General features: G+C 71.3%; 20 protein-coding genes and 3 tRNA genes. 13 read left to right on the top strand and 10 right to left on the bottom strand.

Features of this window, described 5'->3' with window-relative positions:
• Positions 1-236 precede the first annotated feature (236 nt).
• The 3 genes from cutA (at position 237) to ACFU5O_RS02270 (ending at position 1,627) form a co-directional block, all read left to right on the top strand.
• Positions 237-575, top strand: a complete 339-nt coding sequence (gene cutA, locus ACFU5O_RS02280; protein WP_384235270.1) for a divalent-cation tolerance protein CutA — start codon at positions 237-239, stop codon at positions 573-575.
• A complete protein-coding gene (locus tag ACFU5O_RS02275) occupies positions 572-1,009 on the top strand; it encodes a gamma-glutamylcyclotransferase family protein (RefSeq protein ID WP_384235267.1) in 438 nt (145 codons plus the stop codon). Before cutA ends, ACFU5O_RS02275 begins: the two co-directional genes overlap by 4 nt.
• 126 nt (positions 1,010-1,135) lie before the next feature.
• Positions 1,136-1,627 (top strand): DUF1003 domain-containing protein, encoded by a 492-nt coding sequence (locus ACFU5O_RS02270; protein ID WP_384235264.1) that lies wholly within the window; start codon positions 1,136-1,138, stop codon positions 1,625-1,627.
• 44 nt (positions 1,628-1,671) lie between these two features.
• On the opposite strand, the gene ACFU5O_RS02265 is transcribed toward ACFU5O_RS02270, so the two are convergent.
• Together ACFU5O_RS02265 and ACFU5O_RS02260 are read right to left on the bottom strand one after the other, a co-directional pair.
• A complete protein-coding gene (locus tag ACFU5O_RS02265; RefSeq protein WP_384235262.1) occupies positions 1,672-3,906 on the bottom strand; it encodes a molybdopterin oxidoreductase family protein in 2,235 nt (744 codons plus the stop codon).
• Positions 3,907-4,004: 98 nt separating this feature from the next.
• Positions 4,005-4,685 carry a vancomycin high temperature exclusion protein gene (locus ACFU5O_RS02260; protein ID WP_384235260.1) on the bottom strand — a complete coding sequence of 227 codons (681 nt, stop codon included), beginning with the start codon at positions 4,683-4,685 and terminating at the stop codon, positions 4,005-4,007.
• Between the two features lie 375 nt (positions 4,686-5,060).
• Here ACFU5O_RS02260 and ACFU5O_RS02255 point away from each other — a divergent pair, with 375 nt between their 5' ends.
• The 6 genes from ACFU5O_RS02255 (at position 5,061) to ACFU5O_RS02230 (ending at position 13,563) form a co-directional block, all read left to right on the top strand.
• Positions 5,061-5,762 (top strand): hypothetical protein, encoded by a 702-nt coding sequence (locus tag ACFU5O_RS02255; protein ID WP_384235259.1) that lies wholly within the window; start codon positions 5,061-5,063, stop codon positions 5,760-5,762.
• Positions 5,763-5,946: 184 nt separating this feature from the next.
• On the top strand, positions 5,947-6,924 hold the full coding sequence (locus ACFU5O_RS02250) for a sirohydrochlorin chelatase (protein ID WP_384235257.1): 978 nt from the start codon (positions 5,947-5,949) through the stop codon (positions 6,922-6,924).
• 102 nt (positions 6,925-7,026) lie between these two features.
• Complete coding sequence (locus ACFU5O_RS02245; protein WP_384235254.1) at positions 7,027-8,358, top strand: deoxyguanosinetriphosphate triphosphohydrolase; 1,332 nt, start codon at positions 7,027-7,029, stop codon at positions 8,356-8,358.
• Between the two features lie 153 nt (positions 8,359-8,511).
• A complete protein-coding gene (locus ACFU5O_RS02240; RefSeq protein ID WP_384235253.1) occupies positions 8,512-9,780 on the top strand; it encodes an NAD(P)/FAD-dependent oxidoreductase in 1,269 nt (422 codons plus the stop codon).
• 9 nt (positions 9,781-9,789) lie between these two features.
• On the top strand, positions 9,790-11,733 hold the full coding sequence (dnaG, locus tag ACFU5O_RS02235) for a DNA primase (RefSeq protein WP_384235250.1): 1,944 nt from the start codon (positions 9,790-9,792) through the stop codon (positions 11,731-11,733).
• 600 nt (positions 11,734-12,333) lie between these two features.
• Entirely contained in the window at positions 12,334-13,563 is a 1,230-nt protein-coding gene (locus ACFU5O_RS02230) for an RNA polymerase sigma factor (protein WP_384235248.1), read from the top strand.
• Here ACFU5O_RS02230 and ACFU5O_RS02225 read toward each other — a convergent pair.
• From ACFU5O_RS02225 to ACFU5O_RS02205, 5 genes are all read right to left on the bottom strand, one after another.
• Positions 13,551-13,805, bottom strand: coding sequence for a hypothetical protein (locus ACFU5O_RS02225; RefSeq protein WP_384235245.1), 255 nt, complete (start codon positions 13,803-13,805; stop codon positions 13,551-13,553). The genes ACFU5O_RS02230 and ACFU5O_RS02225 overlap by 13 nt on opposite strands.
• Before the next feature lie 53 nt (positions 13,806-13,858).
• Positions 13,859-15,784 (bottom strand): ABC transporter ATP-binding protein, encoded by a 1,926-nt coding sequence (locus tag ACFU5O_RS02220; protein WP_384235243.1) that lies wholly within the window; start codon positions 15,782-15,784, stop codon positions 13,859-13,861.
• Positions 15,784-17,517: an ABC transporter ATP-binding protein gene (locus ACFU5O_RS02215; RefSeq protein WP_384235241.1), complete on the bottom strand. Its 1,734-nt coding sequence runs from the start codon at positions 17,515-17,517 to the stop codon at positions 15,784-15,786. Before ACFU5O_RS02215 ends, ACFU5O_RS02220 begins: the two co-directional genes overlap by 1 nt.
• 126 nt (positions 17,518-17,643) lie before the next feature.
• Entirely contained in the window at positions 17,644-19,089 is a 1,446-nt protein-coding gene (locus tag ACFU5O_RS02210; RefSeq protein WP_384235238.1) for an FGGY family carbohydrate kinase, read from the bottom strand.
• Between the two features lie 179 nt (positions 19,090-19,268).
• Positions 19,269-19,568, bottom strand: a complete 300-nt coding sequence (locus ACFU5O_RS02205) for a YtxH domain-containing protein (protein ID WP_384235235.1) — start codon at positions 19,566-19,568, stop codon at positions 19,269-19,271.
• A 169-nt stretch (positions 19,569-19,737) separates the two neighbouring features.
• On the opposite strand from ACFU5O_RS02205, the gene ACFU5O_RS02200 reads away from it, so the two are divergent.
• The 4 genes from ACFU5O_RS02200 to ACFU5O_RS02185 all read left to right on the top strand — a co-directional run bounded on the left by ACFU5O_RS02200 (position 19,738) and on the right by ACFU5O_RS02185 (position 22,409).
• Positions 19,738-19,810, top strand: a tRNA-Asn gene (locus ACFU5O_RS02200).
• Positions 19,811-19,815: 5 nt separating this feature from the next.
• Positions 19,816-19,888 (top strand) — tRNA-Asn (locus tag ACFU5O_RS02195).
• Positions 19,889-20,067: 179 nt separating this feature from the next.
• A tRNA-Ile gene (locus ACFU5O_RS02190) sits at positions 20,068-20,144 on the top strand.
• Between the two features lie 582 nt (positions 20,145-20,726).
• Complete coding sequence (locus ACFU5O_RS02185) at positions 20,727-22,409, top strand: SWIM zinc finger domain-containing protein (RefSeq protein WP_384235233.1); 1,683 nt, start codon at positions 20,727-20,729, stop codon at positions 22,407-22,409.
• Between the two features lie 81 nt (positions 22,410-22,490).
• On the opposite strand, the gene ACFU5O_RS02180 is transcribed toward ACFU5O_RS02185, so the two are convergent.
• The 3 genes from ACFU5O_RS02180 to ACFU5O_RS02170 form a co-directional block, all read right to left on the bottom strand.
• Positions 22,491-22,904, bottom strand: a complete 414-nt coding sequence (locus ACFU5O_RS02180) for a PIN domain nuclease (RefSeq protein ID WP_384235230.1) — start codon at positions 22,902-22,904, stop codon at positions 22,491-22,493.
• Positions 22,901-23,158, bottom strand: coding sequence for a type II toxin-antitoxin system VapB family antitoxin (locus ACFU5O_RS02175; RefSeq protein ID WP_384235227.1), 258 nt, complete (start codon positions 23,156-23,158; stop codon positions 22,901-22,903). The genes ACFU5O_RS02180 and ACFU5O_RS02175 overlap by 4 nt, the downstream gene beginning before the upstream one ends.
• Before the next feature lie 367 nt (positions 23,159-23,525).
• The gene (locus ACFU5O_RS02170; protein WP_384235225.1) at positions 23,526-26,282 is read right to left on the bottom strand and encodes an AMP-binding protein; all 2,757 of its coding nucleotides are present in this window, start codon (positions 26,280-26,282) and stop codon (positions 23,526-23,528) included.
• Positions 26,283-26,376 lie beyond the last annotated feature (94 nt).

Genomic DNA, 26,376 nt, shown 5'->3' with positions numbered 1-26,376 from the left:
GGGTCTTTCGTTCGGATCAGGCCGGATCAGTGAGCGGGGTCTGGCGGCGTGCATCGCAAGGCGGAGGAGGGAGTCCACGCGGTGGGGGCACCTCCCAGCGGTAGCTGGGGGACGTCGGCGACTGACGACAACGCAGCGAGGTGCGGTGCCAGGGCACGCGAACCCGGCAAGATCCGAACGAGAGGCCCTAGGTTATGCACGCGTGTGCCAGTGAGGCCCCAAGTGGAGGAGAGCTCGTGAACCCGACCCGGGCCCTGACGGTCCTGACCACCACCGACAGCGCCGCGAAGGCCGAGGCGCTGGCCCGCGGCGCCGTGGAGGCGAGGCTGGCCGCGTGCGCCCAGATCTCCGCGCCCGTCACCTCCGTCTACCGCTGGCGGAACGCGATCGAGACCAGCGAGGAGTGGCAGATCCTCTTCAAGACCACCGAGGCCCGCTACGACGCGCTCGAAACCCACCTGCGGACCCACCACGACTACGAGACCCCGGAGATCATCGCGACCCCGGTGGTACGCGGCAGCGCCGCGTACCTCGCGTGGGTCGCGGAGGAGACGACCGCACCGGAGCAGCCGTGACCGGGGCGGGAGGCGCGGGGAGGAGCCGGCAACTGCCGTTCTTCGTCTACGGCACGCTGCGCCCCGGGGAACACAACCACGACCTGTTCCTGCGGGGCCGTACGTCCGCGGAGGAGACCGCACGGCTGCCGGGCGCGGTGCTGTACGAAGGTCCGGGATATCCGTACGCGGTCGAGGGTGAAGGCACCGTGATCGGTGAAGTCGTCACCGCGGGGCCGGGGCGGTACCGCGAGCTGATAGCGGTGCTGGACCACCTGGAGGAGTACTTCGGCCCCGGCGACCCGCGGAACCTGTACGTACGGGTGGCCCGGGACGTGCACACGGCGAAGGGTGCCGTCGCCGCCTGGGTGTACGTGGCGGCGGAGGCGAAGGCCGCGGAGCTGAGGGCGCGGGGGACGGTGATCGCCGGGGGCGACTGGTCGGCGGTCGGGTGAGGGCGGCTGTCGGTGACGGCGACGGCGTCGAGCGCGTCCGGTCGCTTCCTGCCGGCCGCGCTGGTGCGTCAACGCGCCGGGGCGGTCTTTCTGCGCCCTTGCCCGTAGCAGGTGCAGGATGACGTCATGACGTCCCACCCCGACGGTCCGTCAGGCCGCCCATGGCCACGCCCGGTCATCCGTCTGCCCCATGAACAGGAGATCCTCGCGCGCCGCCGTGGCGCGCAGGACCGAATCGCGGACGTCATCACCGCCTTCGCGGGGTCGATGGCCTTTGTGTATGTGCACATGGTCTGGTTCGCCGGCTGGATCGTGGTCAACGAGGGCGTGTTCGGGCAGGCCGCGGTCTTCGACCCTTTCCCGTTCGGCCTGCTCACCATGATCGTCAGCCTTGAGGCGATCTTCCTGTCGACGTTCGTCATGGTGAGTCAGAACCGTCAGGCCGCCCGTGACACGGTCCGCGCCGATCTGAACTACGAGGCCGCCGTGCGTTCGGAGGTCTGGTCGACCAGTCTGGGGCGTGCCCTGGGCCTGGACCCGGAAGAGATCGAGAGGCAGACGCAGGACCTCATCGCCAAGAGCCGGGAGAAGATGGACGAGACCCAGCGCCCGTCGTGAGTGCGGGACGTTCGACGCGCGCACCGACCCCCGCGCCGCAGGAGTCACCGCATCCGGGCATCCGTCGTCGTCTCCAGTCGCACCGCACACACCTTGAACTCCGGCATACGAGAAGTCGGATCGAGCGCCGGGTTGGTCAGCGTGTTGGCCCGTCCCTCGCCCGCCCAGTGGAAGGGCATGAACACCGTGTCCGGCCGGATGGCCTCTGTCACCCGCGCCGGCGCCACCGCCCGCCCCCGCCGCGACACGACGGCGAGCGGTTCCCCGTCCGCCACCCCGATCCGCGCGGCGAGGTGCGGGTGGATCTCGACGAACGGCCCGGGCGCGGCGGTGTTCAGCTCAGGGACCCGGCGCGTCTGTGCCCCGGACTGGTACTGCGCCACGACCCGCCCGGTCGTCAGCAGCACGGGGTACTCGGCGTCGGTCTCCTCCGCGGCCTCCCGGTGCACGACGGGTACGAACCGCGCCCGCCCGTCCGCCGTGGCGAAGCGGTCGAGGAACAACCGCGGCGTCCCGGGATGCGTGTCCGGGACCGAACCCGAGCCGGAACCCGACCCGTCGTCGGAAGCCGGTCCCGGTCCCGGTCCCGGTCCCGGTCCGTCGCTCGGTCCCGCGCCCGGGTCCGGGTGCGAACCACCCCCCTCGCCCTCACCCGTCTCCGGGCACGGCCAGAAGACGCCGTTCTCCTCCTCCAGCCGCCGGTAGGTGATGCCCGAGTAGTCCGCGGCCCCGCCCGCCGACGCCCGCCGCAGTTCCCCGAAGACCTCCTCCGGGTCCGTCGGGAACCCCTTCTCGTGACCCAGCAGTGCGGCCAGCCCGTGCAGGACCTGCAGATCGCTCCGTACGTTCTCCGGAGGGGTGATCGCCCGCCGCCGCAGCAGCACGCGCCCCTCCAGATTGGTCATGGTGCCCGTCTCCTCCGCCCACTGGGTCACCGGGAACACCACATCCGCGAGCGCTGCCGTCTCCGACAGCACGACGTCCGCGACGGCGAGGAAGTCCAGGGCCCGGATCCGCTCCTCCACGTGCGCGGCGCGCGGCGCGGAGACCACCGGGTTGGATCCCATGAGCAGCAGGGCCTTCACATCCCCGCCGAGCGCGTCGAGGAGTTCGTACGCGCTGCGCCCCGGTCCCGGCAGCGAGTCGGGGTCGACGCCCCACACCTCCGCCACATGCGCCCGCGCCGCCGGGTCGTCGAGCTTGCGGTAGCCGGGCAGCTGGTCGGCCTTCTGGCCGTGCTCGCGTCCGCCTTGCCCGTTGCCCTGACCGGTGAGACATCCGTATCCGGACAGTGGCCGCCCCGCCTTCCCGGTCGCGAGGGCGAGATTGATCCAGGCGCCGACCGTGTCGGTGCCCTTTGACTGCTGCTCGGGCCCGCGTGCCGTGAGCACCATCGCGGCGGGCGCGTCGCAGTACATGCCGACGGCGGCGCGCAGCTGCGGTACGCCGACCCCGGTGATCCGCTCGACCAGTTCGGGCCAGTGGGCCATGGCCGCGGCCCTGGCCTCTTCCCATCCGCTCGTGCGCTCCCGGATGAACTCCTCGTCCGTGCGTCCCTGCGCCACCACCAGATGCAGCAGCCCGAGCGCGAGGGCCAGGTCCGTGCCGGGGCGGGGTGCGAGGTGCAGGTCGGCCTGCTCGGCGGTCCTGGTGCGGCGCGGGTCGACGACGATCAGCGTGCCGCCGTTCTCCTTCAGTTCCGTGAGATAGCGCAGGGCGGGCGGCATCGTCTCGGCGAGGTTCGATCCGACGAGGACGACGCAGCCGGTGCGCGGAATGTCCTCGAGCGGGAACGGCAGCCCCCGGTCGAGGCCGAATGCCCTGTTGTGCGCGGCGGCGGCCGACGACATGCAGAAGCGGCCGTTGTAGTCGATCTGCGAGGTGCCGAGCACGACCCGGGCGAACTTCCCGAGCGCGTAGGCCTTCTCGTTCGTCAGACCTCCGCCGCCGAAGACCCCGACCGCGTCGGCGCCGTGGACCGCCCGGGTGCGCCGCAGGCCGTCGGCCGTCGCGCGGAGGGCCTCCTCCCAGGTGGCCGGTTCGAGCCTGCCTGTGGCGGGGCGTCGGACCAGGGGCCCGGTCAGGCGCACCCGGGAGGAGAGCACCGCGGGTGCCGTGCGTCCCTTGCCGCACAGCGCACCCCGGTTCACGGGGAAGTCCGGGCGCTCGACGACCTCGACGGATCCCGTCCCCGAGGCGCGCAGGTTCATGCCGCACTGCAGCGAGCAGTAGGGGCAGTGGGTCGGAACGAGCGCGGAGGCCGCCGGTGCGTGGGACATGGAGCCAGCGTGCGTCGTCCGTGTTACGGGGGCCGGCCGGTCGCATTACGGCCCCGGTACGGGGCGCTCAGGGTGCCGTCCGGCGCGCCGTGAGCTGCTCAGGGGCCCGTGGCCGAGGCCAGGGCCTTGGTGACGCCGGGCTCCTGCCGCCCGAGGAAGTGCGGGTCCGGCTCGAACGCCGCGTCCAGAGCCGCCTTCCCCGCCGCGAACATCTCCCGTGTGCCGCCGTAGTACCAGGTCGCGTCGAGCGGCTCTGCGACCCCGACGCCGTACGACTCGACTCCCGCGGCGGCGCACAGCGCGATCGCCCGCTCGATGTGGAACCCCTGCGTCACGAGTACGGCGCGGTCGACCCCGAAGATCTTCTTGGCGCGTACGCACGAGTCCCAGGTGTCGAAGCCCGCGTAGTCGCTGACGATCCGCCCGTCGGGCACCCCGCGTTCGGTGAGGTACGAGCGCATCGCGTCCGGCTCGTCGTACTCGGCCCGGCTGTTGTCCCCGGTCACGAGCACGACCTTGACCTTCCCCGTCCGGTACAACTCGGCGGCCGTGTCGAGCCGGTGTGCGAGGTACGGGGTGGGCCTGCCCTTCCACAGTCCGGCGCCGAAGACGACGGCGACGTCCTGGGCGGGGACGTCGGCGACGGTTCGGACACGGCTGTCCGCGACGGCGTGCATCCATGTCGACGGGGCCAGCGCGAACACGAATCCGAGCATCACGGCCTGCACCGCGCGTCGCTGCCCGCGGCGGCTCCTGGGCAGGAGCGTGAGCTTGTGCATGGGTTGAGACCCCCCTGGTCCGATTGTCGTGCCCGACTCATCTCATCCGACGCCGTCAGAGGCGCAACGGTTCAGCGCACCACGCGGATGTGATCAGGGAAACCCTCTGCGGAGCCATCCCTTCGAGGGACGCTTCCGTGGCACCGGCACGCATGACCGCCGCCGGCCCGGCGCCGGAAGCGCCCGGTTGGTTGAGGGGGTGCCTCTCCCGCACGGTGTACGGGGCGTGCGGGAGCGGGGACGTGGGAGCGGAGGAACTCCGGCCTGACGAGGGCGTGATGGCGGGGGCGGGTCTTTCGTGGACGTCGGCGGTCAGCGGTCCGGGAGCCCGGCAGTCCGGCCCGTCCCGGGCCGACGGTCCGGCATGATTGCTCCGTGATCACTGTGTCTGCTCGTAACAACGCCGAATGGTGCGATGCGATGTGCCGTGCGCACGGGAACCCGGGGGTGTTCGGCGAACGTGCCTGGACCAGCGAGCGGCGCACGCCGCCGCTGTACCCGGACGCCGTCACCCTGGCGCCGGATGCGACGGCCCGCGAGGTGCTGGAGGAGATCGACCGCGAGGCTCCCGGTTGTTCCGTCAAGGACAGTTTCGGTCGCCTGGACCTGTCCGCGGACGGCTTCGACGTGCTCTTCGAGGCGCGCTGGATCTACCGTCCGGCCACTCTCGCGGCGCCCGCCGCCCCGGACGACGTCGTCTGGCGGCCGGTCCGCACGGCAGGCAACCTGGCTGCGTGGGCGGTGGCCTGGTCCGACGGTGACGAGGATCTGGCCGGCCTCTTCCGTCCCGAACTCCTCGAGGACCGTGCCACGACCGTTCTCGCCGGGACGACCGACGGTGGCACGCGCACGGTCGCCGGAGCGGTCGTGAGCCGCAGCTCCTCCGTCGTCGGCATCTCCAACCTCTTCGGCACCGACGCCGACCTCGAGCGCGCCTGGGCCGGCTGCCTGGCCACGGTCACCCGCTTCTGGCCGGGGACCCCGGTCGTGGGCTACGAAGACGGCGACTCCCTGACCGAGGCGATCCGGCAGGGCTGTGTGCCGGGGGCGCCGTTGCGCGTCTGGCTGGCGAGCTGACGCGTCCCGCTCCCCGCAAATGTCCCGGGTGGGACGGAAGGAAGCCGCCGCGCCGAGGCGGATCCGACTGTCACCGCGGCCGTCGAGTGGTCTGACAACGGCCCCGGCGAGCCGGTGAGGTGGTGGAAAAGACCCGTCACCGCGGCGCAACGACGCGGCAATCTACGCCCGCCAGGATCGGTTCATGACGGCGTCGGCACATCCTCGCGAGTCCACGGCCCCGAGCACGCTGCCCCTCGACAGCACCGCGGAGCTGCTCACGCGGATCACCGCGCAGCTCGGGGCACAGCTCAGTCATGTCCAGCTCAATGGAGTGCGCAGACCCATGAGTCCTCCCGCCATGAACACCGCCTCCGATCCGTCCTCGTACGGGGTCAGGGGCTTCGCCGCCCGTGCCTCCGTGCCCGCCCCGGCCCTGGTCGCCGTCGCGCACGGCAGCCGGGATCCTCGTGCCGTGCACACCGTGACCCGGCTGCTCGACCGGGTACGGGAGCTGCGGCCCGGTCTGGACGTACGGCTCGGGCACATCGAGCTCGAAGAACCGCTGCTGCCCGACGCGCTCGCCGGCCTTTCCGTCCCTGCCGGCCGGGGCGAGCGCGAGGCCGTCCTCGTACCGCTGCTGCTCGGCCGCGGCTACCACGTGAAGCGGGACATACCGGGCGCCGTCGCGGATGTGCCGGGGCTGCGGGCCGCGATCGCGCCACCGCTCGGGCCGCATCCGCTGCTCGTCGAGGCGCTGTACGGCAGGCTCGCCGAGGCGGGCTGGCGCGCCGACGACGACGGCAGCCGCGCCGCCGGGGTCGTCCTCGCCGCCGCCGGATCGCGTGACCCGGAGTCGGCCGCCGACGCCCGCCGCGCCGCCGCCATGCTCAGTGAGCGCCTGGGCGGGGTGCCGGTCGTCCCGGCGTACGCCTCCGCGGTCTCGCCGAGCGTCCCCGAGGCGGTGCGTGCGCTGTCCGCGCGAGGCCGGCACCGTATCGCCGTGGCCTCGTACTTCACCGCACCTGGGCGGTTCGCCTCGGCGGCGGCCGCGGCGGCCCCGTGGCTCGCGGCCGCTCCGCTGGGCGCCCACCCCGCCCTTGCGCGGCTCGTACTGCAGCGCTACGACGAGACGGTGCCGGCGCTCGGCACGGCGGTCCGGCGCCGGCTGGTCACCGCCTGAGCCGTACCTCGCCGCTCGTACCTGGCAACTCGCACGGCGGCCAGGCACCGGCTGATCACCGCCTGAGCCACGCTGTTGGCGCGAGCGGTTACCGTCAGGGGCATGGAAGGCACCACTGGCACCACCTCCGACCCCCGCTGCTACGACGAAGCGGCCACCGCGCGCTGGGCCGCCGAGCCCGACAAGCGCCCGGGCCGCACGGCCTTCCAGCGCGACCGCGCGCGTGTGCTGCACTCCGCCGCGCTCCGCCGCCTCGCCGGCAAGACCCAGGTGGTCACCCCCGGCTCGCGCAGCGCGGCCTGGGACCCGAGTCCGCGCACCCGGCTGACGCACTCCCTGGAGTGCGCCCAGGTCGGACGCGAGCTCGGCGCCGCCCTCGGCTGCGACCCCGATCTGGTGGAGGCCGCGTGCCTGGCACACGACCTGGGCCATCCGCCCTTCGGGCACAACGGCGAGCAGGCACTCAACGACGTCGCCAAGGACTGCGGCGGCTTCGAGGGCAACGCCCAGTCGCTGCGGCTGCTCACCCGTATCGAGCCCAAGCGGTTCGTCCACGCCCCCGCCGGATCGTCCGGGGCCGCCGATGAGGGCGGTGAGCTGGTCAGCGTCGGCCTGAACCTGACCCGGGCGGCGCTCGACGCCGCCACCAAGTACCCCTGGGCACGCGGCGGCCATCCGACCGATCCCGGCTCGCCCAAGTTCGGGGTGTACGAGGACGACCTCCCGGTCTTCGCCTGGGCCAGGCAAGGCGCCCCGGCCCACCGCAAGTGCTTCGAGGCCCAGGTCATGGACTGGTCGGACGACGTGGCGTATTCCGTCCATGACTTCGAGGACGGGCTCCACGCCGGTCACATCGACCCGAACGCGCTCCTGTCCGAGCAGGAGCGCCAGGAGATCTGGAAGGTGGCCGTCGGCCGCTACGTCGCGGAGGACACCGATCCGCAGGAGCTCGCCGACGCCCTCGACCGCCTCGTCGAACAGGAGTGGTGGCCGCACGGCTACGACGGCTCCGCCGTCGCCCAGGCCCGCCTCAAGGACGCGACGAGCCAGCTCATCGGCCGGTTCTGCCTGGCCGCAGAGGCGGCGACGCGGCAGGCGTACGGCCCCGGCAGGCTCACCCGGTACGCCGCCGAGCTCGTCGTCCCCCACGAGGCCCACCTCGAGTGCGCGGTCCTGAAGGCGGTCGCCGACCGCTATGTGATGCAGCGCGCCGAGCAGGAGGCGCTCCGCGCCGAGCAGCGCATCGTCGTGGCCGAACTCGCCGACGCCCTGGTCACGCGCGCCCCCGAGGGCCTGGACCCGCAGTTCCGCGCACTGTTCGAGGCCGCTGCCGACGACCGGTCGCGCAAGAGGGTGATCATTGACCAGATCTCTTCGCTGACGGACGCCTCGGCCCGCACCCTGCACGCCCGCCTCACCTCACGGCCCCTTTGAGCGCCGCCGGGTGTGGCCTGAACCGACAGGCCCACCGTGACACCCCCTCTTTCGCCATCACGCTCCGTGCGGGACGCTCGCAGAAGGCGGCGTAGCGTGCTGGTGTCCGGGGGGCCAACCCCAGGACCCCGGCAGTGAACAAGGAGGAGCCAAGTGGTCGACGCGCATCGGACATTCGTCATCGTGGGCGGGGGACTCGCCGGGGCGAAGGCTGCGGAAACCCTCCGCGCCGAGGGGTTCACCGGCAGGGTGATCCTGATCGGTGACGAACGCGACCACCCGTACGAGCGGCCGCCGCTGTCCAAGGGCTATCTGTCCGGCAAGGAGGAGCGCGACAGCGTCTTCGTCCACGAGCCGGCCTGGTACGCCCAGAACGACGTCGAGCTGCACCTCGGCCAGCCCGTCACCTCCGTCGACCGTGAGGGCCGGTCCGTACGGCTCGGCGACGGCACCACCGTCCACTACGACAAGCTGCTGCTCGCCACCGGGGCCGAGCCGCGCCGCCTGGACATCCCCGGGACCGGCCTGGCCGGTGTGCACCATCTGCGCCGCCTGGCCCACGCCGACCGGCTGCGTCAGGTTCTCGCCGGCCTCGGCCGCGACAACGGCCATCTGCTGATCGCGGGGGCGGGCTGGATCGGCCTGGAGGTCGCCGCCGCCGCCCGCGGCTACGGCGCCGAGGTCACCGTCGTCGAGCCCGAGCCCACCCCGCTCCACCAGGTCATCGGCCCCGAGCTCGGCCAGATCTTCGCCGATCTGCACCGCGAGCACGGCGTACGGTTCCACTTCGGCGCCCGCCTCACCGAGATCACCGGTCAGGACGGCATGGTTCTCGCCGCCCGCACGGACGACGGCGAGGAGCACCCCGCCCACAGCGTTCTCGCCGCGATCGGCGCCGCCCCGCGCAGCGGTCTCGCAGAGGCCGCCGGTCTCGCCCTCGTCGACCGGGCCCACGGTGGCGGGATCGCCGTCGACGCCTCGCTGCGCACCTCCGACCCCGAGATCTACGCGGCCGGTGACGTCGCCGCCGTGCACCACCCGCTGCTCGACATCCGGCTGCGCGTCGAGCACTGGGCGAACGCGCTGAACGGCGGCCCCGCCGCCGCCCGCGCGATGCTCGGCCAGGACGTCTCTTACGACCGGATCCCTTACTTCTTCTCCGACCAGTACGACCTCGGCATGGAGTACTCGGGCTGGGCGCCGCCCGGCTCGTACGACCAGGTCGTGCTCCGCGGCGACGTGGGCAAGCGCCAGTTCATCGCCTTCTGGCTCAAGGACCGCAAGGTTCTCGCCGGGATGAACGTCAATGTGTGGGACGTCACCGAGCAGATCCAGGAGCTCATCCGGTCCGCCAGGCCCGTGGACACCGAGGCCCTGGCCGACCCGGCGACCGCGCTCAGCGCTGTCACTCCGGCACCTTAAGCTTTACGCGTGGCAGGCAGGATCAACGATGACGACGTGAAGGCGGTACGGGACGCGGTCCCGATCGACTCCGTCGTGTCCGAATACCTCCAGCTGCGCAATGCCGGCGGCGGCAACCTCAAGGGGCTGTGCCCCTTCCACGACGAGAAGTCCCCCTCCTTCCAGGTCAGTCCGAGCAAGGGCCTCTTCCACTGCTTCGGCTGCCAGGAGGGCGGGGACACCATCGCCTTCGTCCGCAAGATCGACCATCTCTCCTTCTCCGAGGCGGTCGAGCGGCTCGCCGCCAAGGCGGGGATCACGCTGCGCTACGAGGAGGGCGGGTACAACCCGAGCCACCAGCGCGGCGAGCGCATCCGCCTGGTCGAGGCGCACAAGGTCGCCGCGCAGTTCTACACCGAGCAACTGGAGTCGGGCGCCGAGGCCGAGATCGGCCGCAAGTTCCTCGCCGAGCGAGGCTTCGACCAGGCCGCCGCGCAGCACTTCGGCGTGGGATACAGCCCGGCGGGCTGGGACCACCTCACCCGCTTTCTGCGCGGGAAGGGCTTCTCCGACAAGGAGCTCGTCCTCTCCGGGCTTTCCCAGGAGGGCCGCCGCGGCCCCATCGACCGCTTCCGCGGCCGGCTGATGTGGCCGATCAGGGACATTTCCGGCGATGTCGTGGGATTCGGTGCGCGCAAGCTCCGCGACGACGACAACGGCCCGAAGTATCTGAACACGCCCGACACGGCGATCTACAAGAAGTCCCAGGTGCTGTACGGCATCGACCTGGCCAAGAAGGAGATCGCCAAGTCCAGCCGTGCCGTGGTCGTCGAGGGCTACACGGATGTGATGGCCTGCCATCTCGCCGGGGTGACGACGGCGATCGCCACCTGCGGTACGGCTTTCGGCGGCGAGCACATCAAGATCCTCCGCCGGCTGCTGATGGACAACGGCAGCGCGAAGGTGATCTTCACCTTCGACGGTGACGCGGCCGGGCAGAAGGCCGCTCTGCGCGCGTTCGAGGACGACCAGAAGTTCGCCGCCGAGACGTTCATCGCGGTCGCCCCCGACGGGATGGACCCGTGCGAACTGCGCCTCGCGAAGGGCGACGAGGCGGTGCGCGAGCTGGCAGAGCCGCGCAACCAGCTCTTCGAGTTCGCGATCCGGCACCTCGTGAAGAACTACGACCTCGAGACCCCCGTCGGCCGGGCCGCCGCGCTCGACGAGGCCGCGCCGATCGTCGCGCGGATCAAGAACAGCTCCTCGCAGCACGAGGTCGCCGTCCAACTCGCCGGCCTTCTCGGCATCCTCGACACACAGTTCGTGGTGAAGCGGGTCTCCCAGCTCGCCCGGTGGGCGCGGGAGCGGGGGAGCGGCGGCCAGGGCCAGGGCGGTCCGGGCGCGGGGCGCGGCCCTGGCGCCGGGCGCGCGCAGAGCCGGCAGGCGCCCTCGTACGACTCCCAGCGCCCCGCCACCCCCGGCGGCCCCGCCCTCAACCTCCGCAGCCCCGCCCATCGCACCGAGCGCGAGCTGCTGAAGCTCGCCCTCCAGCACCCGGAGCTGGTCTCCCCGGCCTTCGACGCGTACGGGGCGGACGAGTTCACCGCTCCGCCCTACGCCGCCGTGCGCCGGGCCGTCGCCGACGCGGGCGGCGCCGAGCAGGGCATCCCCGACGCCCCCGGCTATCTCGCCCGGGTCCGCGACGCCGCGCCCGACGACGTCGTCCGCGCGATGATCACCGAGCTCGCCGTGGAGGCCGTCCACGCCAGGACGGTCGACGAGACGTACGCGGGCATGCAGCTCGTCCAGGTCCGTCTGCGCGCCGTCGACCGCCGCATCCGCGATGTGCAGGGCACGCTCGCCCGCCTCGGCGCCCACGCCGACCCGGAACATCTCGCGGCCGTGCAGAACGAACTGTGGGTGCTCCAGCAGTACGCGCAGTCGCTGCGCAACCGGGGCGCGGACGCTCTCTAGCGTCCTGAGTCAGGATTTCGTCGGCAGTTCTCCGTCCGTGAATCGCCATCCCTGGCCTGCCTGGCACTCGCGGATGCCGACCTCGCCGTCGAGCGCGAACCCGGCGCCCGGCGGCGGGAACTGCCCGGAGAATCTCCGACTCGGGACACCAGGGCCTGTCGTCGGATCCTGCCGGGCTCGCGTGCCCCGGCGGCGCACTTCGCTGCGTTGTCGTCGGTCGCCGACGTCCCCCGGCTACCGCCGGGAGGTCCCCGCCGCTTGGGCCTTCCTCCGCCTTGCGAGGCACGCCGCCGGACCCCGCTCACCGATCCGGCCTGATCCAAATGAAAGCCCAGGGGCGCCCCGGATCACGGCCGCCGTAACCGCCCGGTCACGGACCGGACTCAAAAAGTCATCGCACGCCCCTCGTGGCAGTGATGTGTCGTACCCCACACTGGGGGCGGTGCCTGAGTCCCCGGAGCGCGGCCGGTCCACCGAAACTGGGCCGCTCACCCCCGCGGATCCGCTCATCGTGCACGGGACGGACAGCGGTCGGCCGCCGTCCCCGTCCCGCTGCCGCCTGCCCCCCAACCGGCAGCGCTCACCCTGGAGGTCGCGCCCGTGCAGACCCAGACCCGGACCCCGGCAGAAGCAGATCCGGTCACGGCCGTACCACCGCAGAGCCGGGCCGCTCACCACCCCGAGAACGAGCCGGGGGGCCATGTCGGGAACGAGCCCGCGGGCGGCCCCGGGAACGGGCCCGCCGGCCGGGCCGGGAGCGAACCCCCGGGCGGCCTCGGGGCCGGATCAGCGGGCCACCTCGGCGGCGACGATGCAGAGGGCCACCCGGGGGACGGCCCGCGTACGGTCCCGGAAGCGGAACTGCGGGAGGCGACGGAGCTGCCCGAGCGGCCGGCCCGTATCGACCAGCAGGCCGGCGGGCCGTCCTCCGACCTCTTCCGCCAGTACCTCCGTGAGATCGGCCGGATCCCTCTCCTCACGGCCGCCGAGGAAGTGGAACTCGCCCGCCGCGTCGAAGCGGGCCTCTTCGCGGAGGAGAAGCTCGGCAGCACCCCGGACCTCGACTCACAGCTCGCCGTCGACCTGGACAAGCTCGTCGTCATGGGCCGGATGGCCAAGCGCCGTCTCATCGAGGCCAATCTGCGCCTGGTCGTCTCCGTCGCCAAGCGCTACGTCGGCCGCGGCCTGACCATGCTCGACCTCGTCCAGGAGGGCAACCTCGGGCTGATCAGGGCAGTCGAGAAGTTCGACTACGCGCGCGGCTACAAGTTCTCCACGTACGCGACCTGGTGGATCCGTCAGGCCATGTCGCGAGCTCTCGCCGACCAGGCCCGGACCATACGCGTACCCGTCCATGTCGTCGAGCTGATCAACCGCGTCGTCCGGATCCAGCGCCGCATGCTCCAGGAGCGCGGCTACGAACCGACCGCAGAGGAAGTCGCCGCCCAGCTCGACCTGACGCCCGAACGCGTCGGCGAAGTTCTGAGGCTCGCCCAGGAACCGGTGTCGCTGCACGCGCCCGTCGGTGAGGAGGACGACGTCGCGCTCGGCGACCTCATCGAGGACGGCGACGCCGCGTCGCCCGTCGAATCGGCGGCCTTCCTCCTGCTCCGCGAACACCTCGAAGCGGTCCTCTCCACCCTCGGCGAGCGCGAACGCAAGGTCGTCCAGCTCCGCTACGGCCTGGACGACGGGCGGCCCCGCACCCTGGAGGAGATCGGACGCATCTTCGGCGTGACGCGCGAACGCATCCGCCAGATCGAGTCCAAGACCCTCAACAAGCTGCGGGACCACGCCTTCGCGGACCAGCTTCGCGGCTACCTGGACTGAGTGCCGCCGTCCGAGGACGCCGAGTCCCCGGCCGCCTGCGCCTGCCGCTTCCTGCGCGCGTCGACGCCGGCGCCGACCGCGGCACCGAAGGCGACTCCCAGGCCGAGGCCCAGTGCCAGGCTGTCCAGGGCCGGTCCGAAGGAGATTGCGAACACCACGCCCAGCGGCAGTCCGAGCGCGAGCCCCGTCGCCGTTGCCGTGCCCGCCGGAGCCCCGCCCCCGCCACCCGGTTCCTCAGCCATGTTTCCTTTTCCTCCCCGTTCTCGCCGCCGCTGACGGCGAACTTCCCTGCGCGTCAGTCGACTTCGGCCACCGCCTGCGCGAACTGCGCCGAGTAGAGGCGCGCGTACGCGCCCCCGGCGAGCAGCAGCTTCTCATGCGTGCCCTGCTCGACGATGGAGCCGTTCTCCATCACCAAGATCACGTCCGCATCGCGGATCGTGGAGAGCCGGTGCGCGATCACGAACGACGTACGGCCGTGCGCGAGGCGCGCCATCCCCTTCTGGATCAGCACCTCGGTACGGGTGTCGACCGAACTCGTCGCCTCGTCGAGCACCAGGATCACCGGGTCGGACAGGAACGCCCGCGCGATGGTGATCAGCTGCTTCTCGCCGGCGCTGACGCCGGAGCCCTCGTCGTCGATGACGGTGTCGTAGCCGTCGGGCAGCGTGCGGATGAAACGGTCGGCGTGCGCGGCGCGCGCGGCCTCCTCGATCTCCTCCCGGGTGACCTCGCGGGAGGTCCCGTAGGCGATGTTCTCGGCGATCGTGCCGCCGAAGAGCCAGGTGTCCTGCAGCACCATGCCGATCCCGGACCGCAGTTCGTCCCGGGACATCGCGGCGACGTCGACGCCGTCGAGGGTGATCCGGCCGCCCGTGACCTCGTAGAACCGCATCAGCAGATTGACCAGTGTGGTCTTGCCCGCGCCGGTCGGCCCGACGATCGCCACCGTGTGGCCCGGCTCGACGGCCAGCGACAGATCCTCGATGAGCGGCTTGTCCGGGTCGTAGCGGAACGACACCTTCTCCAGCGCCACCGCGCCGCGCAGCTCGTGGGCACGTGTCCCGCGCACCGGGTCGGGCGCCTGCTCGTCCGCGTCCAGCAGCTCGAAGATCCGCTCGGCGGAGGCGACCCCGGACTGCACCAGGTTCGCCATCGAGGCGACCTGCGTCAGCGGCATCGAGAACTGCCTGGAGTACTGGATGAAGGCCTGCACATCACCGATCGACAGCGTTCCCGACGCGACCCTCAGCCCGCCGACCACGGCCACCAGCACATAGTTGATGTTGGAGACGAAGAACATCAGCGGCTGCATGATCCCGCTGTTGAACTGCGCCCGGAAACCGGCCTCGTAGAGCGCCTCGTTCTGCTCGGCGAAGTCCTTCGCCGACTCCTCCTGGCGCCCGAAGACCTTCACCAGCGCATGGCCGGTGTACATCTCCTCGATGTGCGCGTTGAGCCGGCCCGTGGACTTCCACTGCTGCACGAACTGCGGCTGCGAGCGCTTGCCCACCCGCGCCGCGACATACACCGACACCGGCACGGTGACCAGTGCGACCAGTGCCAGCAGCGGCGAGATCCAGAACATCATCGCCAGCACACCGACGATGGTCAGCAGCGAGTTGATCAGCTGGCCCATCGACTGCTGCATGGTCTGCGAGATGTTGTCGATGTCGTTCGTCGCGCGGCTCAGCACCTCACCGCGCTTGGCCCGGTCGAAGTACGACAGCGGCAGCCGCGACAGCTTCGTCTGGACGTCCTCACGCATCCGGTACACGGTCCGGTTGATGACGCGGATCGACATGCGGGTCGACACCAGCATCAGCAGGCCCGCCGCCACGTACACGGCGAGAGCCACCAGCAGCACGTTCCCGACCGCGGTGAAGTCGATGCCCCGACCCGGCGTGAAGTCCACCCCCGACAGCAGGTCGGCGAGCCCGCCGTCGCCCCGCTCGCGCAGGCCCTCGACGGCCTGTTCCTTGGTCGTGCCTTCGGGCATCTCCCGCCCGACGACACCCGCGAAGACCAGGTCCGTCGCCGTCCCCAGGATCTTCGGCCCGACCACCGCGAACGCCACGCTCAGCACTCCGGCCCCGAGCATCACCCACAGGGTGCGCCGCTCCGGCGCGAGCTGCGCGAGCAGCCTCCTGCCCGAGCCCTTGAAGTCCATGGACCGCTCACCGGACTGGCCCATCATCATGCGTCCACCAGGACCGGCCATCAGGCAGCCTCCGCCTCGGTCAGCTGGGAGAGCACGATCTCCCGGTACGTCTCGTTGCTCTCCATCAGGTCGTGATGGCGCCCCGTGCCCACGACACGGCCCTCGTCGAGGACCACGATCCGGTCGGCATCACGGATGGTCGACACCCGCTGGGCGACGATCACGACGGTCGACTCGGCCGTCTCCTGGGCCAGCGCCCCGCGCAGCGCCGCGTCCGTCGCATAGTCCAGTGCCGAGAAGGAGTCGTCGAAGAGATAGATCTCCGGCCGCTGGACCAGCGTCCTCGCTATCGCGAGCCGCTGGCGCTGACCGCCCGACACGTTCGTGCCGCCCTGCGCGACAGGCGCGTCCAGCCCTCCGTCGAGCTCACGCACGAAGTCGGCGGCCTGGGCCACCTCCAGCGCATGCCACAGCTCCTCGTCCGTGGCATCGGGATTCCCGTACCGCAGATTCGTGGCGACCGTGCCGGAGAACAGATACGGCTTCTGCGGTACGAGCCCGACGGTCCGCGCCATCAGAGCCGGCTCCAGCTCGCGTACGTCCACACCGTCGACGAGCACCTCGCCGCCGGTCACGTCGAACAGCCGCGGGACGAGTCCGAGCAGTGTCGACTTGCCGCTGCCCGTCGACCCGATGACCGCGGTGGTCTCACCCGGCCGCGCCACCAGTTCCACGTCCCGGAGCACGGGCTCCTCGGCACCCGGATAGCGGAAGTGCGCCCCCTTCACCTCAAGATGGCCCCGGCGGAGGAGCTCCCGCACCGGCCGCGCCGGCGGTACGACGCTCGACTCCGTGTCCAGGACCTCCTCGATCCGCTCGGCACAGACCTCGGCGCGCGGCACCATCATGAACATGAAGGTCGCCATCATGACGGCCATCACGATCTGCATCAGATAGGCGAGGAACGCGGTGAGCGCACCGATCTGCATCTCGCCGCTGTCGATGCGGTGGGCACCGAACCAGACGACCGCGATGCTCGATACATTCACCACCGTCATGACGGTCGGGAACATCAGCGCCATCAGCCGGCCGGTCGACATGGCGACATCGGTCAGCTCGGTGTTCGCACCCCGGAACCGCTCCTCCTCGTAGCCGTCCTTCACGAACGCCCTGATCACCCGGTTGCCGGTGATCTGCTCCCGCAGCACCCGGTTCACCGTGTCGAGACGCTCCTGCATGGTGCGGAACAGCGGGCGCATCTTCTTCACGATCAGGGCCACGGCGATGCCCAGCACCGGAACGACCGCCAGCAGCACCGCCGACAGCGGCACGTCCAGGCCGAGCGCCAGCACGATGCCGCCGACGCACATGATCGGCGCGGACACCATCAGCGTGAACGCCATCAGCACCAGCATCTGGACCTGCTGGACGTCGTTGGTCGTCCGGGTGATCAGCGAGGGCGCGCCGAAATGCCCGACCTCGCGGGCCGAGAACGACTGCACCCGGTCGAAGACGGCGGCACGCACGTCCCGGCCGAGCGCGGCGGCCGTCCTGGCGCCGTAGTACACGGCCCCGATGTTGCACACCACCTGGGCGACGCTGACGCCGATCATCAGCGCGCCGAACGTGAGAATGTAGCCGGTGTCACCCTTGACGACACCGTTGTCAATGATGTCCGCGTTCAGGGTCGGCAGATAGAGGGTGGCACTGGTCTGGAGCAGCTGCAGCGCCACCAGAAGGGCAAGCGGTTTTCGGTACGGACGCAGGAACGTCCGGAGCAGTCTTATGAGCACGCGTGGTCTCTCGGGTCGGCCGGGGTGGGCAGAGGCATGGGTCGCCCCATCCTCCGACACCCGACCCCCGCACGCCCAAGGGATTTCTTCAAGCCCAGGTCAAGAACGCGCCGCGGGGCGCACGGCTCACAACGACGGGCCGAACGCGCCCGGGTGCAGCTGCTCCCGCGTCGCGACGAACTGCTGCCGCACCGCCTGGCCGACAGCCAGCTCGTCGCCCGGCTCGAAGATCTGCGCCGCCGCGCCCTGCCAGGCCGGCGGGGTGTGCGGGGCGAGATTTCCCTGCGCCACACCGAGCGCCCACGCCGCCTGGCGTGCCGCGCCCAGCGCCGCGTAGTCGGCGGGCTGCGGCACGACGACCTGCGCGCCGAAGATCGCCGGCGCCGACGACTGCACCGCGGGCAGCTCGGCGGCGTGCCCCAGCAGGAAGACCCGGCGTACGCTCACGCCCCGCCCGCGCAGTACGTCCAGGGCGTCCGCGAGCCCGCACAGCATGCCCTCGAAGGCCGCGCGTGCCAGGTGCTCGCGCTTCATCGACTCACGGCGCAGGCCGCTGAGGGTGCCGGCGGTGTGCGGAAGGTGCGGGGTGCGTTCGCCCTCGAGATAGGGGAGCAGGACAAGACCGGAGGCGCCCGGTGTCGACTTCATCGCGAGCGCGGACAGCTCGCTCAGGTCCTCCGCGCCCAGGAGTTCGGCCGTACCGCGCAGCGTGCGCACGGCGTTGAGGGTGTGGACGACCGGCAGATGCATGCCGGTGGCGTCCGCGAAGGACGTGATCATTCCGGAGGGATCGGCGAGCGCCTCGTGATGGACGGCCATCACGGACCCGGAGGCTCCCAGCGACACCACCGCGTCGCCGGACCCGAGGCCGAGACCGAACGCGGCGGCCATGGTCTCGCCGGTGCCGGCGGAGATCAGCAGCCCTTCCGGGGTAGTGCCCGCTGCCTCTGACGGGCCGAGCACCTCGGGCAGCGCGGCTTGATGGCCGAGTGCGAGCTCCACCAGATCCGGACGGTAGGAGCCGGTGCCCGCCGACCAGTACCCGGTCGCAGAGGCCGCTCCCCGGTCGGTCGTGCGGCGGGTGGGCCTGCCGAGCAGCTGCCACACCAGCCAGTCGTGCGGCTGCATCACAAACGCGGTGCGCTTGGCCGTCTCGGGCTCGTTCCGCGCCAGCCAGCGCAACTTCGCCACGGGCAGCCCGGACTGCGGTACGCACCCGACGGCTTCGGCCCAGGCCTCCCGCCCGCCGTACGCCTCGATCAGATCAGCCGCAGCGACCTGCGCCCGCTTGTCGTTCCCGACGAGCGCCGCCCGCGCCGGGGCACCGGTCGCGTCGAGCGGGACCAGCCCGTACTGCTGCGCGGACACGCCGATGGCCTGCACGCCTTCCAGCAGTCCCCCGGCCGCGGCCTCGCCCAGCGACAGCAGCCACGCCTGCGGATCGACGTCGCTCGCCTTCGCCTCCACCGGGTGCGGTGCGTAGCCCTGGCGCAGCACGGCGCCCGTGTCCGTGTCGCAGACGACGATGCGAGTGAAGGCGGACGAACTGTCCAGCCCGGCGACTATCCCCATGTCTTCAGATTCTGCCGCACTCCGGGGCCGAGTACGGCCCTGGCCCGGCCGAACGGCTTGCTCTCAGCCGTCGGGCCGGGCCAGGCGTGCGCGTCCGCGGGCACCGGAGGCCATGGCCCGCGCCGTGCAGGCGCCATTGCCCGGCGCCGCCGGGCCCGCGGATCCTCGGCCGTCCGGGGTCAGGTGTTGGTCGTACCCCAGTCGTCCTCGCCGCCCTGGTTGCGCTCCCGCAGCGACCGCACCCGCTCGGCCACCGAGTCGGGCACACGGTCGCCGACCTTGTCGCTCACCGCATGGAGCGCTTTGCCCGCCACCTCGCGGCTCGTCTGCGCCGCGGACTCCGCGGCGTTGCGCACCGCCGGGTTCTGGGCGAGCTCCCGCGCGGACTTCTTCAGCTGCTCGTAACGCTCGCGCCCGGCGCGGGCTCCGAGCACGTAACCGACGGCCATTCCGGCGCCGAAGGTGAGCCGGTATCGCATCGCTGCCACCCTTCCCCTGCGCCGTCCCCGACGCCGGGATCTGAGGTCACGAGGTCACGGGGGGAACCGATTGGCGGAGCACCCCCCTGCTTGCGCTAATGTATGTGTCGCAGCGAGCGAGCGCCGCCCGGGGAGCCCGGGGTAGGTACGTTCGGTGCACACGCAGCAATCCCCTGTAGCTCAATTGGCAGAGCAGCCGGCTGTTAACCGGCAGGTTACTGGTTCGAGTCCAGTCGGGGGAGCGCGATCCCCTGTAGCTCAATTGGCAGAGCATTCGGCTGTTAACCGGAGGGTTGCTGGTTCGAGTCCAGCCGGGGGAGCAGGAACGGAAGAGGACCCCTCGGGGTCCTTTTTCATGTGTTCCCCGATCTTCCGGAACCGCGCACGCGACAGCGCAGTCCTCATGGTCATAGCGATGCCGACCATCCGAGGCAGGAGATCGTATGAGCGGCTATGCTGCGGCAGACGGCGCGCACAAATGTGCGCGACGCGCCGTTAAGGGGCGGTAGCTCAGCCGGTTAGAGCAGCGGACTCATAATCCGTCGGCCGTGGGTTCGAGTCCCACCCGCCCCACCAAAAGCAGGTCAAAGAAACGTTCTGACCTGTGGAAACGTCCTTTCGAGCCCCAGGGCTCGGGACTCTGGCCCAACGGATTGACTCCGTTCATCGTTACTTCGGTAAACGCATGGGTCTGGAGTCGTCTTCCGGGTTGTGACCTGCGGTGATGCAGTGACTGGAGGTGCGGCGGGCTGAGGCCGAGTCGCGTCCAGGGGACGTTCAGGGGACACGAGGTTCCAGAACTGCGGTGCGAGGGCCTGCGCGTCGGGGGCGACGGCTCCCGCGCTGATGCGGTCACTGCGGACGGTGAGCGACGGCACCAGGTCCGGCCGAAGCCGTCGGTGCCCATGAGAAGGGTGCTGAGACCGCCGCTCGGCACGAGACACCGGCATCCCTGTGATCCGCGTACGCCCGCTCGTCGTCACGCAGATGACACCGCGTACGTGCAGGTTCGGCGGGTCGAGAGCCAGGTCGCCGACGGTGTGGTTTGTGCAGTTGGCGACGTAGCCGATGGTGGCTGTGCTCGCATGCGGTCGCGCACGCGTGGACGGCGGGGCCGTCGGGCCTCCAAGAGCTGCCGATCCGCGGTTGAATACCGGTGTGGCACGGAAAGTCGTGGGATTCGGCGAGGACGATCTGCGGGCACTGGCCGGGGCTTGGTCCTTCGAGCGGGGGCTGGGGTATCTGGACGCGGTGAGTGGTCCGGAGGTGGGGGAGGGCTCGGTCACCGCCGTGGTGCAGGGTACGGACGTCTACGAGGTGGAGCTCACCCTGGGCGGGGACGGCGGGCTCTCGGGGTGGTGCGACTGCCCGTACGGGCAGGAGGGCAACTTCTGCAAGCACTGTGTGGCGGTGGGACTGACCGTGCTGCGGCGGGCGAAGACGATCCCGCGTCAGCGAGCCGCCGCACGGTCACGGGCCTCCGGCCTGGAGGCGTGGCTTTCGGCACTGTCCCGTGACGAACTCCTGGCGCTGGTGCGGGAGCAGATCGCCGAGGACCGCGGGCTGCGTCGGCGCCTGGAGCTGCGGGCCGCCGCCGCTCGCTCCGACCTCGGTACGGTCCGGGAGCGGATCCTGGCGCTGATCGATCCGCGGCCTTTCGCCCGGTACGGGTACGTCGAGTACGTCGATGCCCCCGGGTATGCGCAGCAAGTCGTAGAGGCGGCGCACGCGGTTCGCGCACTGACCGCCGGCGGGCAGGCGGCGCAGGCGGTCGGTCTGGCCGAGGAGGCGATCCGCGTGCTGGGGGAGGCGCACGAGGAGATCGACGACTCCGACGGGGCGGTGGGGCAGGCCGCTGTCGCGGTGATCGAGGCCCATCGGGAAGCGTGCGGAGTCGCGCGCCCCGATTCGGTGCGGCTGGCCGAGTGGCTGGTCGGCCAGGTGCTCGGCGACGGCAACGACGTGACGGACCTGGACCCGCTCGACTACGCCGAGGTGCTGGGGCCGAGCGGGCTTGCCCGCCTGCGGCAGCTGGCGGCCGAGGCGCGGCGGCGCAGGCCGTCCGGCTGGGCGGAGCGGTATCTGATGGAGCGTCTGGCCAAGGCGGAGGGCGACGTCGACGCGCTGGTCGCTCTGTACGCGCAGGACCTCGACCTGTCCGGGGCCGCGCATCTGCGCATCGCCGAGGAACTCGAATCGGCGGGCCGCGCGGACGAGGCGCTCGCGTGGGCGGAGCGCGGACTGCGGGACTGTGCCGCCGAGACGTACATCGACGGTCGTCTGGTCGACTATGTGTGTGCCCGTTACGCGAAGGCGGGGCGGCCGGTGGACGTGGTCGAGGTGCGCCGGGACCGGTTCCGTGCCGAGCGGTCTCTGGCCGCCTACCAGCAGCTGGGCTCTGCCGCTCGGGCGGCGCAGTGCTGGGAGGCCGAGCGTGTGGCCGCGCTGGCCGTTCTGAGGGAGGACGCCCGCCGTGAGCGCGGCGGCCGGTATGGCGGGCCCGTGCTGATCGACGCGCTGCTCGATGACGGCGATGTGGACGCGGCCTGGCGCGAGGCCGCCGGCCTCGCCGACGACCGGCAGTGGGAACGCCTCGCCGACGTGTCACGCGAGACGCACCCGGCCGAGGCGCTCGCGGTCTACCTGCGGATGGTCGACCGGCTGAAGGAGCCGACCGGCGACCGTGCCTACGAGCACCTGGCGCGACTGCTGCTGGGCGCTCGTGACTGCCATCGCGCGCTGGAGACGCAGGAGGCGTTCACCGACCATCTCGCCGGCCTGCGGGCGGAACTGAAACGCCGGCGCAAGCTGATGGGCATCCTCGACCGGTACGGGCTGTGAAGGTGGGCGGGCCCGGCGCCCGCTCACTGTGGGTTGGACGGCGTCGCTCAGTCCTGAGACCGATCAGCCCCTTGAGACCGGTCAGTCCTTGAGATCGATCGTCCGTACCGGCTGTCCGGTCGTACGGGCAATCGTCTCGAAGTCGCGGTCGTAGTGGAGCAGTGTCAGCCCCGCCTCTTCCGCGGCAGCGGCGACCAGCAGGTCGACGGGGCCGGCACTGCGATGCTCGCCCTTGGTGGTGAGCAGTTCCTGGACGACGCGTGCCCGCCGGTAGATGCCGTCAGGCATGGGGCACCAGGTGTAGTGGGCGTTCAACGTGCTCTTCACGCGCTCCCGGTCCGCCGCCGAGCGTGCTGAGTAAAGGACTTCCAGTTCGGTGATGTCGCACAGGGCGACGAGTCCCGCGCCGATCCTGTCGTCCCACTCGGCCGTGGTCCGGCCGAGGAGGACACGGGCGAGGGCGGAGGTGTCGATCAGGTAGTCGGCGACGGTCACTCGTGCGCCCCTGAGTCGTGGACACCGTTCGGCCCGCCGGAGGGCCGGTACTTGCTCTTGTCAAGGAGGATGTCGATGTCCAGGGCGCCTTCGGTGACCAGTTCGCGGGCTTCTCCCAGAGCGCGCAGTCGCCGGTAGCGGGCGGTGACCTCCCGCAGGGCGGTGTTGATGGTGTCGCGCTTGGTTGTGGTGCCGAGTTCCTTGGCGGCGGCATCCAGCGCCTCGTCGTCGAGATCGATCACGGTGCGGCTCATGGCGACCCCCTTGTGTATACGGCGTTGTATATCAATATACATTACCCGGTATGCCTGGCGGGGTGTTGCCTGTTCCGAGTCCCCTGCGCCTGGCCGGTACCGACATGACAAGCACGGTCCGAAGGGCAGGAACGGCGGCAACTCCCGCGATGGCACGCGGCAAGACCGTGCTGACCGACGTCGCGCCGGTGGAGATGACTGTGCCCCAGGACCGGGACGACACCTTCGCCCGGGCACGGCTTGGACACGCCCAAGAGCGCCTGGCCGAAGAAATCCGCGGTCCTGTACGGCAAAGCCAGGACCTGTTCCCTGTTCCGGTCCTGCCGCGGGCCATGGGACCGACCCTCCGAGGACCGGGCGCCACCCGTCAGCCGACCACGCGTCGCGGGGGCAGCGCGGAGGCCAGGTCCCGTAGTGGCGTGGGAGATGGTGCGAAGGTCATTGAGGACAGGAAGGACAGGGACCTCAGCGAGGACAGGGAAGTCCGCGCAGGCAAGAGGGGTAGGCCGCGCATCAGCCGGATCACCACCGTCCCGTACGCGATGCCGAAGAGCAGCGAGACGAGCAGCGCCAGGTGTTTCGAGAACCCGTCGATGAGCGGGTAGATCTGCCAGTGCGTCAGATAGATGTACATCGAGCTGGTCGCGACGAGACCGGCGACCTGGTTGACGCGCTCCCGGCTGGGCAGTGTGGGCACCCAGACCAGCAGCGTGAACCCGGCGACGACGATCGCCTCGCGCCAGGGCTCGCCGGGGAAGAACCCGGGCACGGTGGCGACTGCCGCCGCGGTGACCAGCAGCCGCTGCGCGACGGTACGGGACTTCGCCGCCGCCCAGCCGAGCGCGAACAGCCAGAAGACGGTGACCGAGTCCGTCATCTGCGAGCGGTCCGGGAGGCCGACGAGGTCGTACCGGGTGAGCAGTCCGAGGCCCGCCAGCGCCACCGGAAGGCCGTACGGGAAGCGGCGCTCCGCCCGGTCGACGGCGGGGACCGAGAGCACGGCGACGACGGCGACCAGGATGTAGACGAGGGCCTCGATGAACCAGGTGTGGATGCCCGACCCCATGTCCTGCGGGTTCAGGGCGTTGTGCAGCAGGAACACGTTGTCCAGCGTGTAGGCGCCGCTGACGAGGAGGGCGAAACCGATCCAGGCCATGCTGGGCAGGGCGACGCGGCCGATGCTGCGGCTGACGCGGCGGACGCGTTCGCGCCGCGCGGCGTCGGTGAGATGGAAGCGGGCGAAGTTGTACCCGGCGACGGCGAGCAGCAGATGGGCTCCGCCCCTGATCGTGAAGACGCCGATGTGCGAGCCGACGACGCAGATGATCGCGGCGGCGCGCAGGGCGACACCGGTCTCCAGCGTGCGCCTTCGCGAACGGGAGGACCCGGAGCGGGACCGCGCTGAGGGCGGCTTGTGCTCGCACGGCCTCACGAGTTCGCGGATCGGCGTCGTGTGCCAGTCGGGCGGCAGATGCCCCAGGCGGTCCTCCAGGTGGATGGACATCTCCACGTACGACAGCGAGTCGCCGCCGAGGCCGACGAAGGTGCTGTCCTCCGTCACGTCCGTCCGGTCGAGGATCTGCGCGTAGAGCTCGCGCAGGGCCTCCGTGCCGTCGCCGAGGGCGGGGGAGGGGGATGCCCGGAGGTCGTCGCGGTCCGGCTGGTGGGCGAGCGCGAGCACCGCCCGGTAGTCGGGCTTGCCAGTGGGGAGCCGTGGGAGCTCGTCCACGACCCGGACGCGGACGGCGGGCACCGGCAGGTTGCACTCGTCGGCGACCAGCCGTCGTATGCGCCGTTCGTCGGAGGCGCCAGAGCCGCCCGGGTCCCCGGAGACACCGGGGGTTTCCGAGTCCCCCGAGCGGTCCGGGCGGCCCGACGCGACGGCCGCCACGGCGAGTGCCTCGTCGTCGCCGGTGCACAGCGCCTGGACCCCGTGCCGTTCGAGTATCGCCTCGACGCGCTGCGGATCGATGCGCAGGCCGAGGATCTTCACGAACCGGCTGCGCCGCCCGACGATCTCGTACAGCCCCTCGGAAGTGCGGTGCGCGATGTCGCCGGTGCGCAGTTCGTCGACGGTCCGGCCGAGCGCGAGGTCGCCGGGGGTGCGGGCGTAGCCCAGCATGACGTTCGGCCCGGAGTACACCAGCTCCCCGGTGTCCGCAGCAGGTTGGTCGTCGACGGGCTCGAGGCGGAACGAGCCGCCGGGCACGGGCACACCGATCGACGCGGGGTGCGTGCCCGCCAGCGCGGGCGGCAGATAGGCCATGCGGGCGGTCGCCTCGGTCTGGCCGTACATGACGAACAGGTCCCAGCCGTGGCGTTCACCCAGTGCGGCATAGCGCGCCACGCGGTCGGGCGCCAGGCGGCCGCCGGCCTGGGTCACGTATCGCAGTTGCGGCAGGTCCATGTCGGCGAAACCGACCCGGTCGAGCAGGTCGAAGGTGTACGGGACGCCCGCGAGAGAGGTGCCGCCGGCGCGGCGGAAGAGGTCCCAGAAGCAGGAGTCCGCCACAGACAGCCCGGTGAGGATCAGACCCGCCCCGCGCAGCAGATTGCTGTGGACGACGGAGAGCCCGTAGCAGTAGTGCAGTGGCAGGGTCGTCGCGGCCCGGTCGGTGTCGCGGATGCCGAGATAGGTGGCGATCGCCTCGGCGTTCGACTGGAGGTTGTCGTACGAGAGCCGGACCAGTTTCGGCGACCCGGTCGAGCCGGAGGTGCTGAGCAGTAGGGCCAGGTCCGGGTGCAGGTCGTGGGCGGAGACCGCGCGCCGCTCCTCGAACTCCCACTCTCCGGGCGCCGGGCGGACCACGACATCGGGGTCGTACGCGGCGGTCAGTGACTCCACGGCCTCAGGGTGGTCGCCCGGGGCGAGGAGCAGGGGATGCCCCGCCGACAGCGCGGCCAGATGGACGACCAGGGCGGCGGTGGTATTGGCGCCGGGCAGCAGCACGAGCCGCCGCTCGGCGCCCAGGCGCTGGGCGGTGTCGGCGACCCGCGCGGCGAGTTCGCGGTAGGAGATCTCACCGTCGTCGGTGACGAGGGCGGTGCGATCGCCGTGGGCCGCGAGGCCATGGGCGAGGGACAGCGTTCTGCCGCTGGTGTGCGGTGCAGGGGGGAGCGTCACGGGCGCATCGTAGGTAAGCCTTCCCTTATCGGGAAGAGTGGCGGATGTCACCCGCCGGAGCGCCGGGAGCGGGAGATTCGCCGTGCTCTCCCCG

The sequence above is a fragment of the Streptomyces sp. NPDC057445 genome (assembly GCF_042802855.1).
Lineage (GTDB): Bacteria > Actinomycetota > Actinomycetes > Streptomycetales > Streptomycetaceae > Streptomyces.
The sequence above is the reverse complement of the archived record's forward strand: the minus strand, read 5'-3'. Positions and strand labels throughout refer to the sequence as shown.